The sequence below is a fragment of the Algoriphagus sp. genome (genome assembly GCF_024642405.1).
Classification (GTDB): domain Bacteria; phylum Bacteroidota; class Bacteroidia; order Cytophagales; family Cyclobacteriaceae; genus Algoriphagus.
Genome location: NZ_JAHEBC010000001.1, coordinates 1 through 13,409, shown reverse-complemented (window position 1 = coordinate 13,409; position 13,409 = coordinate 1). Strand labels below are relative to the sequence as shown.

General features: G+C 35.5%; 13 protein-coding genes and 1 tRNA gene. 6 read left to right on the top strand and 8 right to left on the bottom strand.

What is annotated here, in order from left to right; translation table 11 throughout:
* Nucleotides 1–15: 15 nt before the first annotated feature.
* Nucleotides 16–942: a ribose-phosphate pyrophosphokinase gene (locus Q0L68_RS00070; protein WP_296697612.1), complete on the bottom strand. Its 927-nt coding sequence runs from the start codon at nucleotides 940–942 to the stop codon at nucleotides 16–18.
* A gap of 205 nt (nucleotides 943–1,147) precedes the next feature.
* On the opposite strand from Q0L68_RS00070, the gene Q0L68_RS00065 reads away from it, so the two are divergent.
* The 3 genes from Q0L68_RS00065 (at nucleotide 1,148) to Q0L68_RS00055 (ending at nucleotide 7,932) form a co-directional block, all read left to right on the top strand.
* Complete coding sequence (locus tag Q0L68_RS00065) at nucleotides 1,148–4,216, top strand: hypothetical protein (RefSeq protein ID WP_296697610.1); 3,069 nt, start codon at nucleotides 1,148–1,150, stop codon at nucleotides 4,214–4,216.
* 133 nt (nucleotides 4,217–4,349) lie between these two features.
* Nucleotides 4,350–7,070 carry a M14 metallopeptidase family protein gene (locus tag Q0L68_RS00060; protein WP_296697608.1) on the top strand — a complete coding sequence of 907 codons (2,721 nt, stop codon included), beginning with the start codon at nucleotides 4,350–4,352 and terminating at the stop codon, nucleotides 7,068–7,070.
* A gap of 145 nt (nucleotides 7,071–7,215) precedes the next feature.
* Complete coding sequence (locus tag Q0L68_RS00055) at nucleotides 7,216–7,932, top strand: EcsC family protein (RefSeq protein ID WP_296697605.1); 717 nt, start codon at nucleotides 7,216–7,218, stop codon at nucleotides 7,930–7,932.
* 29 nt (nucleotides 7,933–7,961) lie between these two features.
* Here the strand turns inward: Q0L68_RS00055 and Q0L68_RS00050 are convergent.
* Nucleotides 7,962–8,034, bottom strand: a tRNA-Gln gene (locus Q0L68_RS00050).
* Between the two features lie 317 nt (nucleotides 8,035–8,351).
* On the opposite strand from Q0L68_RS00050, the gene Q0L68_RS00045 reads away from it, so the two are divergent.
* A complete protein-coding gene (locus Q0L68_RS00045) occupies nucleotides 8,352–8,597 on the top strand; it encodes a hypothetical protein (RefSeq protein ID WP_296697603.1) in 246 nt (81 codons plus the stop codon).
* Nucleotides 8,598–8,653: 56 nt separating this feature from the next.
* Here the strand turns inward: Q0L68_RS00045 and rplI are convergent, their stop codons facing one another.
* The 4 genes from rplI to Q0L68_RS00025 all read right to left on the bottom strand — a co-directional run bounded on the left by rplI (nucleotide 8,654) and on the right by Q0L68_RS00025 (nucleotide 10,812).
* Nucleotides 8,654–9,097, bottom strand: coding sequence for a 50S ribosomal protein L9 (rplI, locus tag Q0L68_RS00040; RefSeq protein ID WP_296697601.1), 444 nt, complete (start codon nucleotides 9,095–9,097; stop codon nucleotides 8,654–8,656).
* A gap of 39 nt (nucleotides 9,098–9,136) precedes the next feature.
* The gene (gene rpsR, locus Q0L68_RS00035) at nucleotides 9,137–9,388 is read right to left on the bottom strand and encodes a 30S ribosomal protein S18 (protein ID WP_296697597.1); all 252 of its coding nucleotides are present in this window, start codon (nucleotides 9,386–9,388) and stop codon (nucleotides 9,137–9,139) included.
* On the bottom strand, nucleotides 9,385–9,756 hold the full coding sequence (rpsF, locus tag Q0L68_RS00030; protein WP_296697594.1) for a 30S ribosomal protein S6: 372 nt from the start codon (nucleotides 9,754–9,756) through the stop codon (nucleotides 9,385–9,387). The genes rpsR and rpsF overlap by 4 nt, the downstream gene beginning before the upstream one ends.
* A gap of 126 nt (nucleotides 9,757–9,882) precedes the next feature.
* Entirely contained in the window at nucleotides 9,883–10,812 is a 930-nt protein-coding gene (locus Q0L68_RS00025) for a hypothetical protein (protein WP_296697591.1), read from the bottom strand.
* A 23-nt stretch (nucleotides 10,813–10,835) separates the two neighbouring features.
* On the opposite strand from Q0L68_RS00025, the gene Q0L68_RS00020 reads away from it, so the two are divergent.
* The gene (locus Q0L68_RS00020; protein ID WP_296697589.1) at nucleotides 10,836–11,426 is read left to right on the top strand and encodes a methyltransferase domain-containing protein; all 591 of its coding nucleotides are present in this window, start codon (nucleotides 10,836–10,838) and stop codon (nucleotides 11,424–11,426) included.
* On the opposite strand, the gene Q0L68_RS00015 is transcribed toward Q0L68_RS00020, so the two are convergent.
* Both Q0L68_RS00015 and apaG read right to left on the bottom strand, forming a co-directional pair.
* Nucleotides 11,415–12,194, bottom strand: a complete 780-nt coding sequence (locus Q0L68_RS00015) for a class I SAM-dependent methyltransferase (RefSeq protein WP_296697587.1) — start codon at nucleotides 12,192–12,194, stop codon at nucleotides 11,415–11,417. The two genes, Q0L68_RS00020 and Q0L68_RS00015, sit on opposite strands and share 12 nt — an antisense overlap.
* Before the next feature lies 1 nt (nucleotide 12,195).
* Nucleotides 12,196–12,582: a Co2+/Mg2+ efflux protein ApaG gene (apaG, locus tag Q0L68_RS00010; protein WP_296697585.1), complete on the bottom strand. Its 387-nt coding sequence runs from the start codon at nucleotides 12,580–12,582 to the stop codon at nucleotides 12,196–12,198.
* A 63-nt stretch (nucleotides 12,583–12,645) separates the two neighbouring features.
* Between apaG and ung the strand changes: the two genes are divergently transcribed.
* Nucleotides 12,646–13,308, top strand: a complete 663-nt coding sequence (gene ung / locus Q0L68_RS00005; RefSeq protein WP_296697582.1) for a uracil-DNA glycosylase — start codon at nucleotides 12,646–12,648, stop codon at nucleotides 13,306–13,308.
* Nucleotides 13,309–13,409: the final 101 nt, after the last annotated feature.

Sequence of the window (13,409 nt, the reverse complement as noted above, 5' to 3'; positions counted from 1 at the left end):
TAATAAAATTGGTTCTTAAATAAATAAAGAACTGATAGAAGTGTGACCTGTTACCGCATGAATTGCTTTGGCAAAAAGATCTGCTACTGTCAATACTTTAATTTTTGAAGATTTTTGTTTCAAAGGAATTGTGTCGGTGATTACTAATTCCTTTAAAACTGAATTTTCAATATTTTCATAAGCATTTCCAGAAAGAACACCGTGTGTTACGATCGCTCTTACTGAGGTAGCTCCTTTTTCCATGATGATTTCAGCTGCCTTACATAAAGTTCCGGCTGTATCCACCAAATCATCAATCAGAATTACATCTTTTCCTTCCACATCACCAATGACCTGCATAGATGCAATCTCATTAGCTCTTTTTCTGTGCTTATCACAGACTACCATTTCTACTTCAAAATGCTTGGCATAAGCCCTCGCTCTAGCAACTCCCCCCACGTCTGGTGACGCGAAAATCATGTTATCCAGATTGAGCATACTCAAATAGGGCACAAAGATAGCTGATCCATTTAAGTGATCCAAAGGTATATCAAAAAAACCTTGAATTTGTCCCGCATGTAAGTCGCAGGTCATGATTCTATCTGCTCCAGCTGATGTAATCATGTTTGCAATTGCTTTTGCAGCAATAGATACTCTAGGTCTGTCTTTCCTATCTTGTCTTGCATATCCAAAATATGGAATGACTGCACAAACTTTATAAGCACTAGCTCGCTTTGCTGCATCAATCATCAGACATAATTCCAAAATATTGTCACTAGGTGGATTGGTACTTTGAATCAGAAAAACGGTGCAGCCACGGATAGACTCGTCAAAACTAGGAGACATTTCACCATCACTAAATTTTGATATGGTAAGCTCGCCAAGTTTTTTACCGTAGTTTTTTGAGATTTTTTCTGCTAAAACAATACTGTTTCCGCCTGAGAAGATTTTGACTTCGGACATATTTGGTGGTTTATTCGGAGAAGAATGAAATAGAGTTCAAAGACAAAAATAGCAAAATTTGATGGGAAGGCTAAAACAATTAGAATTCATTCAAAATATAAGTTTATTATGAATTCCTTATGGAAACTAAGTGTTAAATCAGTTTTTACATTTTTCTATTTTGTAACTTTAAGTACTTCTCCTTTTCAACCTAAATACATTTTTTATGAATCAAAAAAAGAAAAATAAACTGGTCATTAAGATTCGAACCGAAGATGGCTCATCTTTAATTGTTGAATCTATCCAAGCTTTATCAGAAGATGGGATCCCTATTGAATTTGATTCTATTCAGGTAAATGATCAGGAATTTAAAGACAAGATTCTTGGTGGGAAAGTAGAGGTCGAGAATAAGGAAGTTGGCAAACAGGTTTTAGAGGACTTTGTTGCGTCTAGCTCAGGTTTATTAATAGGAAATACAATTGATCAAGAAAGTTCAACGCCAGAAGTCCAGTCTTTGAGTATTCCGACTGAGGAAATCGGGGAAGGATATGCATCATTGGAGGAATTTGGAGGCGAATCTTTTTATAAGACCTTTTGGGGGTCATTAACCTATGAAAAGATTGATGAAGAAAAAGCTAAAGTGTCTTTCGAAGGAGAAAATGAGGTGTTTGATTCAACTTTTGTGGGTAAATGGTTAGAACCGTCTCGAATTCATAAATGTAGTTCTGAGTATCCGGAAACCGGAAGAAATTATTTTCCCGGAGCATTAGCTGTTGTCTATTCAAGAGTATTGGAAGTAGTAGACGGGAAGAACTTGATTGTTGACTTTCCCTATAATGGCGGAGATGTTATCTCTTCTAAAGCCATAAAAAATCAAGATGGGATTTTCTTTTTTGATAATAAGTTTGCTATAGAATCTTGGTCAAAATCATCTAAAAAACGGGTTTCTTTAAAAGCCAGATCTGGTCAGATATACGCCACCTTGGGGATGCCTTTAATAAATGTTGAAAGTAATTCCTCAATAAAATTTGTAATGGAGGGACAAGGATTGCCTCCAGCGATTCATTTGATGATGTCAGATGCTTTTACGGGAGATAAACATGGTAAAGGTGATGATTCGTCAGCTAGTTTTAAGGAGACTTTTGGAGATAATGGAAGCTTTTTTAAACTTCCTGATCAAGGTAAAGTCGAAATAGATTTTGATTGGCAATTTATTCCTCCGACTTATTCCCAAAAAGTAGTTCAATATGGATCCTTTACAGGATTGTTCTTTTATGATCCATCGCCATTAAGTAGCCAGTATGGATTAAAAAGAGTTAGAAATTATCATCAATTTATGATTCGAGACCAGATGGCCACTGAGCTTGGTTTCATTCGAGAGGGAGTTACTTTTTCCATGCCAAACCAAGGGTATTGTAATGGAGGAGGCATCCATGATGGGGTCGATATTATTGAGTTCTGTACCTATAGATTTGAGGGTGATTGGTATTCCAAAGATCCAAATAATATGAAAGCTCGTACAAGCGGAGGATTAAGGGTAGAATGGATTGGAAAGTCAAAAGAGCAAAGAGGTAATTTTATAGAACTTGAATCTTTAAAAGCATATCGGTTTGATAACCTGAAAATGAAGTTCAATTCTTCTAATCAGATAGAAGTTGATGACCCAAATTTTACCTGGTATCATTTGGCTTCTCAAGAGTGGACTGGAGGAACTAGTACAGGATATGAGGCGTCACATTTGGAAATAGGAGGTAAGAGGATTGGATTAAATACTAATGGAGATTTTTGGTTGGTTTATGGTGATGAGGACCTTAAAGGGAGGGATTTTTCAGGCAAGACTGTAAATATTTTTGATAGAATTCCGAGAACAGGGGATGTTATCCGCCAAAACCTGGAAAGTATTAAGGATAATGGGTTAATCGGAAAAGTTTCAGATCATATTTTTGAGGTGTGGGGATGGTCTCTTCAAGAGGGAGATAAGCTTTCTTATAATGGTGAGATTTTCAATGTTATCAAAACATCAAGAAAATGGAAATCGTGGGAGTCGTTTTCTAACCAATATCCTATGCCTCCACTTAGAATGAAAAGGGCAGATAGAAATGTAACTTACACTGAGATTGAATTAGATAAAGGGATTGGAGAAAGTTTACAAAATATTGTCTTTAGTGTTAATTCCAGTTCTCTTGAAATTTTGCTAGATGGGAAATTTAGAGAAGATTGCTCTGCAGTTTGGAATTTTGGAAATGATGCTCCCGGTCACCTTATATACACTGATTTTAACGTGAACTTAATCATGGAGAATATTAATATCCATGGAATGATAAGAAGTACCTCTAAACCCATATTTGCCGAAACAACTAAAACCCTTAAGGGTGAAGTTTCAGAAATAGCTGTTGGTAACTTAGGTTCTCAAATCTGGAAATCAACAAATAAATTGAAGCTTTTTCATCCAGAGACAGGATCGGTTCAAGATATCGAGTTAATTGAGGATTTTAATGGAATGGCGGGACCGCTTAGAATAAAGCCAATTCATATTGAAAATGAGCTCCCTGTGGGCTCTATTGTTGTTGGGCTTTTTTCTCTGTGTTCAGAAGCCAGGTTTGAAAATGTGTTTTTTGTGAATGAGGATTTAAGTCCTTGCTATTCGGAAAGGATAGATTATCGACCTCAGGGATTAAGAATAAGGCAATTATTGACTAAAGATTCCAGTAAACGAGTTAAAATTTCTGGGGGAAGAATAAGTTGGTATAGTACCATAAATAATAGATTCGAACCTGAGATTGAGTTAAATGAAAAGCCTCATTTGATAAATCCAAAATCGGTGGTGCCAGTAATACTAAATCCTGTGATTTCGGATAAAAACGGAGCTGTTTTTGGATTTCAAAGAAAAGAATCTGGAATGCAGGAAATTTTTATTACCCATCGAGTGATGGTTTCTAATGGAACTACGGTTGATCTGTCTAATTCAGTTTTGGCATCGGATTTAACATTGGAGGGAAATGGCAAATTTATCTTAGATAATGTGACTACAAGAAATTTTGTAAATAATGGGAAAGATTCCGGAGTTGGATTCAATCTGATTATTCAGGATAAGTTTGGGGTTTCTGATTCATTAGTATTAGAAGGTAAACAAGGAAAATCTGCAATCATGATTAATAGCCCCTATCCAATTGGAGTTTTGAAAATGGATTTAAATGATTGGGAATTAAAACCAGGATTGTTTAATAATTCCGGATTTTATACAAAGCAGAATATGGGTGATCCTAAACATTCTGAATTCATTAAAATAAATTAGGAAGATTAATATTCATTGATGTAATAACCCGATCCTGTAAAAAATAAGTAGAAAGAGGTACTACAAAAATGTATACCTCTTTTTTCATAGTATTTTAGAAAAGATGAAATAACCATCCACCAAATAACATCATATGAAAAAACGTTTTACGCTCTTTATTTTATTGTTGAGCCTCTGGTCATTTGGACTTTTTGCTCAAACTGTACCCACACCCAAATCACATTTTGGTTTTGATATTGGGGATGATTATAAACTAGCTACATTTTCTCAATCTGAAGCTTACTTTAAGAAAGTGGCCGATGCCAGTGACCGAGTGAAATTGGTTGAAATTGGGAAGACAGAATACGGGAGATCTCATCCTATGATGATCGTCACTGCACCAGCTAATTTCGATAAACTTGATAGATATAAGGAAATCTCACAAACACTGGCTAGGGCAGAAATCACAAAGGAAGAAGCCGAAAAGTTAGTCGTAGAAGGTAAACCTGTTGTTTGGATCGATGGTGGTTTGCATGCAAATGAAGTTGTTGGCCCACATCAGTTGATTGAAACACTTTATCAATTAGCTTCAAGGACTGATGAAGAGACGATGAAAATTCTGGATAATGTCATTATCCTTCTTGTTCATGCCAATCCTGATGGGATGGAAATTATGTCTGATTGGTATATGAGAAAAGAAAATCCAGAAGAAAGAGATCAAAACATTCCTATTTTATATCAGAAATATGTAGGTCATGACAATAACCGGGATTTCTACATGAACAACATGAGCGAAGCGGCAAATATGTCTCTTCAGCAATATGTTGAATGGATCCCACAGATCATTTATAATCATCATCAGTCTGGACCTGCTGGAACCGTAGTAGCAGGACCTCCGTACCGAGATCCATTTAATCATGTATTTGATCCAATGATCATCACAAGTTTGGATGCAGTAGGAGCTTCTATGATAAATAAACTTCACCAAGAAGATAAACCTGGATACACCAGACTAGATGGATCTGTTTTTTCTACCTGGTGGAACGGAGGACTAAGAACTACTCCTTATTATCATAATATCATTGGTATTCTTACCGAGATTATTGGTAATCCTACACCATCAACAGTTCCACTTGTTCCAGATAGATTGATACCAAATAATGGTACTCCTTATCCAATTACACCTCAAGATTGGCACTTTAGAAGATCTATTGATTATTCTATTTCTTTGAATTATGGCGTTTTAAATCACGCTGTAAGACATGGTGATGAATTACTATATAATATCTATTTGATGGGTAGAAGTGCTATTGAAAAGGGAAGTAAAGACAATTGGACGATGTACCCTAAATATGCACAAGCTGTTCAAGATGCATTTGAATCATCAAGGAAGAGGAATTCTGATAACAATGGATCCTCTAATTCCGGTTTTAGATCAGGTATACCAGCTCAATTTTACGATTCGGTATATAAAGATCCTTCAAATCGTGACCCAAGAGGATATATCTTACCAGCAGACCAGCCTGATTTTCCAACAGCTATAAAATTTTTAAATGCATTGATCAAATCAGGTATATTAGTTCATAAGGCAACTTCAGACTTTACGGTCAATGGCAAGTCGTATCCTGCGGGATCTTATATTGTGAAAACTGATCAGGCTTTTAGACCTCATGTTATTGATATGTTTGAGCCGCAAGATCACCCTAATGATTTCTTGTATCCAGGAGGCCCTCCGATTAGACCTTATGATGCAGCAGGATGGACGTTGGCTTTCCAAATGGGTTCTGAAATTGATAGGATAATGGAAGATTTTGATGGGCCTTTTGAAAGAATGCCGTATGGAGAGATTCTTACCCCTGACCCAAAGCCGTTAGTAAGTGGCTCAGGATTTTTGATTGATTCCAGATCTAATAATAGCTTTATGGCTGTAAATGATCTCTTTCAAGCTAAAGTGAAAGTTTATCGAACCAACTCTTCAACAGGAGGATTGCCAGCAGGTTCTTTTTACGTAGGAAATGCTGGTAAAAAAGTTTTGGAGAAAGCAGCAAGTGAATATGGTGTATATCCGGTAGCAGCCAGAGGAGTCCCTGCTGGTGCTACAGAAATTAAGCCAGCCAGAATAGGTTTGTTTGATTATTATGGTGGATCAATGCCTTCAGGATGGGTGAGATGGATGATGGAGCAATTTCATTTTCCTTTCGAATTAGTATTTCCTCAGGAAATTGACAATGGAAATCTTAATGATAAGTTTGATGTCTTGGTATTTATCGGTCCAGGAATTCCAAGTGAGAATTCAGGAGGTTATAATAGAAGACAACCCGATGAAGATGAGATTCCCGAGGAATATCGCCATATGCTAGGCGGAATTTCCGTTGATAAATCAATTCCAGAATTGAGAGAATTTATGGAGAATGGAGGTGATATTATCACAGTAGGTAGTGCGACCGATCTAGCTTACCACTTAGATTTACCAGTTGAGGATGCTTTGGTAGAAATGGGATCGGATGGCAAGCCTAGAGGCCTAAGCGGTGAGAAATATTATGTTCCAGGTTCAGTTCTTGAAATGCATGTTGATAATTCTGTACCTATCAATTATGGTATGGGTGAAAAGGCATATATCATGTTTAATAGAAGCCCAGTGTTCAAATTGTCACCTTCAGCAGGAAATATGGGTGTAAAACCTATAGCTTGGTTTGGAGATGAAGAGCCATTAAAGAGCGGTTGGGCCTGGGGTCAGTCTTATCTGAAAAATGGAGTGACTGCTTTTGAAGCACAAATTGGAGATGGTAAACTATATGCCTTTGGTCCAGAAATTACCTTCAGAGCACAATCTCATGGTACATTTAAAATGTTGTTTAACGGATTGTATAAATAGGATTAATGAGTGGATTTGAAAAGCTGCCCCATCATTGAGGCAGCTTTTTTTATTTTTGAGTAATTCAAATTGAATCCTGATAGATTTAATGTTTTGGAACTTCCGATAGTATAATCAGTATACCATATCTAGAGCTAGAAGACAGATGGATAACTATTTAAATTATGTGCATGCCGAGCTTGGGACCTGGTTGATCCAAATGAAAAAGAAGTCTGGGTTTTTCGGTAAGGTAACCCATGGAATACAAGGAAAAATTAATAGCTGGATTCCAGAAAAAATCCATCGTGCAATCACTCTTGCTGTAGAAAATATGGTAAAGATGGTGATAACTGGCTCAACTTTAATTCGCCCAAAACCTAAAAGGGAATTAAGTCTAAAGGAACGGGAGGCTAAGATCAGAAGTCGAATAAAGTGGTATCGAAATACCGCATCAGTAGAAGGAGCAATAACAGGAGCTGGCGGAATATTATTAGGGTTTGCTGACTTTCCTGCTTTTCTAACGATCAAAATGAAGATGCTTTTTGATATAGCTTCGCTTTATGGGTTTGACACCAAAAACTTTCAAGAAAGGCTTTTTTTACTTTATGTTTTTCAATTGAGTTTTTCCTCCCAACAAAGGAAGAATGATCTGATTGGTCTTATTGAAGATTGGGAAAACTTTAGAGCTACCTTGCCAAATGATTTAAGCGAATTCGATTGGAAAACTTTTCAATTGGATTATCGGGATTACATAGATCTAGCCAAGCTTGCTCAACTAATTCCAATAGTCGGGGCTGGGGTAGGGGCCATAGCCAATTATCAATTAACTGAACTTTTGGGAAAAAATGCTATGAATGCTTATCGCTTGCGGTTTATTAAATAAAAAAACCTCTTGATATTCAAGAGGTTTTGTTGGTCCACCAGGGCTCGAACCTGGACTCTTCTGAACCAAAATCAGACGTGTTGCCAGTTACACCATGGACCAGTTAACTAGCGAAAACCATTTAGTTTTCTTTAAAGTGTCACAAAGGTAGATTCTCCTTTCTTTTTTTGCAAGTTGTGCAAAAAAGATTTTTAAGATTTGGACTTAATTGGCTTGTTTTCAGTAGATAATATTTTTATTGATCTCATTGGGAAACGAGGAAGTTTACAATTTAGATCTAAAATTTTTCATTTATATAACCTTTGGAAATCGATTGAAATTACCATTATGATAATTAATAGAGATGTTTTTTGTTTAATAGAAAATAAATATTCAGTTTTGCTGACAAATCAAAAATCTATTGAACTAACTTTACAACAATGAAAGTCGAAAAACTAGAAAAAACTATTCCTGATGTAATTCAGAAGCTTGAGAAATTAAAACTTGGTGACTCTTTAGCAGCCGAGCTTTCCTGGTGCTGGGTGAGTTTTAAAAACGATAACAACCCAGTTGGAGTAATCGAAAAGTCTCAAGAGGCTATCGCCTTATTTAAAGAGGAAAGAGAAAAAAATAGCAGATCAGTCTCCAAAAAACTTATTGAAGATTTCGAAAAGTCTCTAAATTAAGAAAAAAGAAAAGCTCACCATTTGGTGAGCTTTTTATTTTGAATTTGTATTAAGGCTTACTCGCCAACAACTACAAATTTAACTTCTGTTTTAACTTCTCTATGCAAATCAACTTCAGCAGCGAATTCTCCAGCACCATCAACAGGTACATTGATAGAGATTTTCTTTCTGTCTATGTCGATTCCATTTGATGCAAGAGCATCTGCAATCTGAAGTGTAGTAACTTTTCCGAAGATTTTACCTGATTCACCGATTTTAGCTTTGATCTCAAGCGTTAAGGCTTGTAATTTCTCCGCAATATTTTCAGCTTCAGTTTTAATTTTTTCTGCTTTGTGAGCAGCTTGCTTGATATTCTCGGCAAGAATTTTCTTGTTTGAGCCAGTAGCTAAAACTGCATATCCTTGAGGGATAAGGTAGTTTCTTCCATAACCAGGCTTTACTTCAACCAAGTCGTTTTTATAGCCAAGACCTTTGATGTCTGTTTTTAGAATGATTTCCATTTGTAATGATCTTTTTTGATTGGACGATACAAGACCGAATTATTTCAAACCATCGGTTACGAATGGCAACAAAGCCAAATGTCTTGCTTTTTTGATGGCATTTGCAACTTTCTTCTGGTACTTTGCAGAGTTACCAGTAAGTCTTCTAGGAAGAATTTTACCTTGCTCATTTACAAATTTTAACAAGAAGTTAGGGTCCTTGTAATCAATGTACTTAATACCATGCTTCTTGAATCGGCAATACTTTTTTCTGATTTCGCCTCTATTGATTGGCTCGTTTATAAGTGTCATTTTGTGGCTTCCTCCTTAGCTTCAGATTTTTTGTTAAACTCTCCTTTTCTTCTTCTTTCGGCATAAGCAATACCATGCTTTTCCAAAACAGTAGTCAAGAATCTCATCACTTTTTCATCTCTTCTAAATTCTAATTCGAATTTGCGGATGATTGTTGGATCGGCCTTGAACTCAACCAAAACATAAAAACCTGTAGTCTTCTTCTCGATGTTGTATGCCATCTTCTTTAGACCCCAGTTTTCCACATTAATAACATCTGCCCCCTCTTCTTTTAGCAAGTTCACAAACTTGTCTACGGTATCCTTCATCTGAACATCAGACAAAACGGGAGTTAAAATGAATACCGTCTCGTAATTTCTTTGGAACATTTTTAAATGTGTTTAAGGAATTTAATAAACAGACCGCAAAAGTAGGGGAAATCATGCTTTAATCCTAGAGTATGTTTAAATGAAAAAGTTAAATCCATAAAAAAACCTCCTTGTGGAGGTCTTTTTTTATTTTACTGAGAATGTTTTTGAACCAATTTGATAATTATCAACAAAAATTCGGACTTCATGAATGCCTGAACTATAATCAGAACCTTTTTCATAATAAAAGGTCAATTCCTGTTCCGTGTTATCAAAGATTATATCCTGCCTTACAGTGTAAAATTCTTCAACTCCGTCCATCATAAATGTACCGGATCCTTTAGCCACATCAAAAATTGGTTGAGAATTAGGAGCTAAAACCTGTACGTATACATTTCTTGGGCCTTTTTCAGCTACTTTATTATCTGCAAAAGAAAAGCTTACTTTAATTCTTTCAATTTGTCGATTTCTAAAATCTTTCGTGGTTTCAATCCTCTCTTTTCCTCTGGAGTTTACAGCAGCAATATTAATATTGTCGGCTTTGAGCATTGCTGCAATATTTACTTTCGCTTGTAAATCTTCTTTTTGAATATTCAATTGTGCTACTTCCTCTTCTATTTCTGCCTGAGTAGTTTTCAAATCTTGATTTTCAGCAAACAGCTGTTGGTTCATAGCACGCAGTTCTAATATTTCCTGATCTTTTTCTTCGATCAACCCGCTATAACTTCTTATTTTTTCATTCAGCGCAGCTATTTCATTAGCACTTCTTTGTCTTGAAGTATTTCTTTCGGCAATAAGTTGGTCTCTTACTTCCTCGAGTGCCTCAATGTCTCCACCTAATTTTTCAATTTCTTGAATCCTTAAATCGAGTTGGTAGGTTACAGAGTCTAATCGTTTATTTAACTCATTGTTTTCAGTGGATAAAAGTAGAATCTCTTTCGTCTTTTTACTTCGGTCCACATAATCAGTATATAATTTTATTCCACTGATTATCACTAAAAGTACAAGAACAATAATAATTATATTTTTACCTTGCTCTTTCTTTGGGTTTGCTCCTGACTCGAAATTTGTGCTCATAATTTTGAAATAGCTGTTGTTAAATGACTGTTTTTGACGAAAACTACTGGTCTAATCGATATAAGTTTGGTCAAACTGGCTGGGATATTGGATATCCTTCTACTCCTATTGTGCAATTTTTAGACCAAATTGAAAAAAAAGAAGTTGAAATTCTGATACCTGGTGCTGGTAATGGATATGAAGCCTTATATGCTTTTAATTGTGGATTTAAAAATGTTAATATTCTCGACTTTTCTTCTGAGCCATTAAGAAGATTTAAATTGAAGTCCCCAGAGTTTCCGGACTCGAATATCCATCATGAGGATTTTTTCTACCACAACAAAAATTATGACTTAATTCTGGAACAAACCTTTTTTTGTGCGCTCGATCCTTCCCTAAGACCTAAGTATGTTAGTAAAATGATTGAATTACTTAAGCCTGGAGGAAAATTAGTCGGTTTATTATTCAATAGGGTGTTTGATAAGGATGGGCCTCCCTTTGGAGGTTCTCTGAAGGAGTATCAGTCTTTATTTGAAGAAAAGTTTCACGAATTATCAATTACCAATTGTTATAACTCCATACCTGAAAGAGCTGGGGCTGAATTTTTTTTTCAGGCGATAAAATCAAAAGTCTAAGATATATTCAGACTTTATGAATGATGAATCAAAAAATAATACTCCACATTCATAAAAATCCATACTCATTTTTACATTGGGGTTGGTCTTAATTTTTTCCCATGCTTTTTCCATTTCTTTAGACCAGTGTATATCTCCAATTACAATTATTGAGTTTTTATTTACTTTCTCTAAAATCAGTTCAAAATACTTTAGTGTTCCAAAATAGGTGTGATTTGCATCTATCAAAGTAAAATCTACTCCTTTAACTTTAGAAAGGATTATAGGGAGTGTCTCGGATATATCACCCAAAATAAATTGAATATTTTCATATCCTGAATTAGGTTTTGCCACATTTTGGATTTCCTGTGATCCTTCAAAAGTATATAAGGTTCCCTTAGTTTTTTGAGATAAATAGCGTGTTGTAATCCCCACACAAGTCCCAAGTTCAAATACAGTTATGGCTGGTGTCAGTTGACAAAAATACTGATATAATAGAGCAAACTTTTTTGGACTTGTACTGAACTTAGTAATATCAGCGATCTTTCTTTTTCGGGAATTTACTTTTTTTGACCCTGCACCTAGATCCAAAACTTCAATTTCCTTTGTTGAATCCACCAAAGTTTTTCTGTAATCTTCAATTTCGCCGACAGAAAGATTTGGAGATTTAATGAATTCAATTAAATCTTGATAAATTTTGAAAACTAATGGAGACTGAAGAGAGTAACTATCTTCTTTTATTACCCAATATTTTAAATAAGCAAAAAGAGGAAAAAGTTTTTTAAGCAAATTAATTATGGAAAATATTTGCAATCATTTGAAATTCGGGAACTTCAACTTCTATGCGTTTCCTGTCGTTTAATTTCTCCATGAAATAAGCGCCCTTCATTTTCCCAAGACCTGATTTTAAATTACATCCTGAAACATAACTATGGGATTCACCTTTTTCTAAAATTGGTTGTTGGCCTACCACTCCATCACCCTCAACAATTTTTATTGATTCTGCAGCATCAAAAATTTCCCATCTTCTTCGTAATAACTGAACAGTATGTGGGCTTTTGTTATGAATTGTTACTTTGTAAGTGAATACATAATGGTGTTGCTGAGGACTGGAGAATTCAGCCTGATAGGTAACTTCAACACTTACTTGAATTCCTTCTGTAATAGCAGTAACCATAATTTCATCAGTTAAAAGGATATAAATATACAATTGAAAATTAGATAATCAATATAGTTAACTATGAATGTAAAAATAGAACCAAGTTGGAAGAATGTATTAACCCAAGCATTTCAGCAGGATTCTTTCTCTAAATTAGTTTCATTTGTAAAAGACGAATATTCTAAAGAAAAGATTTTCCCGGAAGGGAAAAATATTTTTAATGCATTTAAGCATTGCCCATTCGATAAAGTCAAGATTGTGATTTTAGGCCAAGACCCTTATCATGGACCTGGCCAAGCCCATGGCCTTTCTTTTTCGGTAAAGCCCGGGATTCCTTTTCCTCCGAGTTTACTGAATATATTCAAAGAAATTAAATCTGATTTGGGGAAAGACTTGCCCCCAAATGGTGATTTAACCAGGTGGGCTGATCAGGGAGTCTTTTTACTTAATGCGACTTTGACTGTTAGGGCACATCAAGCTGGTTCACATCAAAAAAAGGGCTGGGAAGAATTTACAGATGAGGTTATTAAAACTATAAGTAAGGAGAGAAACAATGTGGTTTTTATGCTATGGGGAGCATTTGCACAAAAAAAGGCTGAATTGATCGATGCTTCCAAGCATCATGTTTTAAAAGCACCACATCCAAGCCCACTTTCGGCCCATAGGGGGTTTTTAGGTTGTCGTCATTTTTCCAAATCAAATGAATACTTGATTTCAAAAGGTTTAAGCCCAATAGAATGGTAATAATTAAGGCCGGAATTTTTTCCGGCCTTAATTTATTCTATTCCTTTAAAGAACCTGTTCCAGCGTATTTTGCTAAACATGGATTCGTATTTGTCCAAGGA

Coding starts and splice junctions, on each gene's coding strand:
- Q0L68_RS00025 (WP_296697591.1), bottom strand. CDS start 10,812: ATGAGCACAAATTTCGAGTCAGGAGCAAACCCAAAGAAAGAGCAAGGT.
- rplI (WP_296697601.1), bottom strand. CDS start 9,097: ATGGAAATCATTCTAAAAACAGACATCAAAGGTCTTGGCTATAAAAAC.
- rpsR (WP_296697597.1), bottom strand. CDS start 9,388: ATGACACTTATAAACGAGCCAATCAATAGAGGCGAAATCAGAAAAAAG.
- rpsF (WP_296697594.1), bottom strand. CDS start 9,756: ATGTTCCAAAGAAATTACGAGACGGTATTCATTTTAACTCCCGTTTTG.
- apaG (WP_296697585.1), bottom strand. CDS start 12,582: ATGGTTACTGCTATTACAGAAGGAATTCAAGTAAGTGTTGAAGTTACC.
- Q0L68_RS00045 (WP_296697603.1), top strand. CDS start 8,352: ATGAAAGTCGAAAAACTAGAAAAAACTATTCCTGATGTAATTCAGAAG.
- Q0L68_RS00070 (WP_296697612.1), bottom strand. CDS start 942: ATGTCCGAAGTCAAAATCTTCTCAGGCGGAAACAGTATTGTTTTAGCA.
- Q0L68_RS00055 (WP_296697605.1), top strand. CDS start 7,216: ATGGATAACTATTTAAATTATGTGCATGCCGAGCTTGGGACCTGGTTG.
- Q0L68_RS00065 (WP_296697610.1), top strand. CDS start 1,148: ATGAATCAAAAAAAGAAAAATAAACTGGTCATTAAGATTCGAACCGAA.
- ung (WP_296697582.1), top strand. CDS start 12,646: ATGAATGTAAAAATAGAACCAAGTTGGAAGAATGTATTAACCCAAGCA.
- Q0L68_RS00020 (WP_296697589.1), top strand. CDS start 10,836: ATGACTGTTTTTGACGAAAACTACTGGTCTAATCGATATAAGTTTGGT.
- Q0L68_RS00060 (WP_296697608.1), top strand. CDS start 4,350: ATGAAAAAACGTTTTACGCTCTTTATTTTATTGTTGAGCCTCTGGTCA.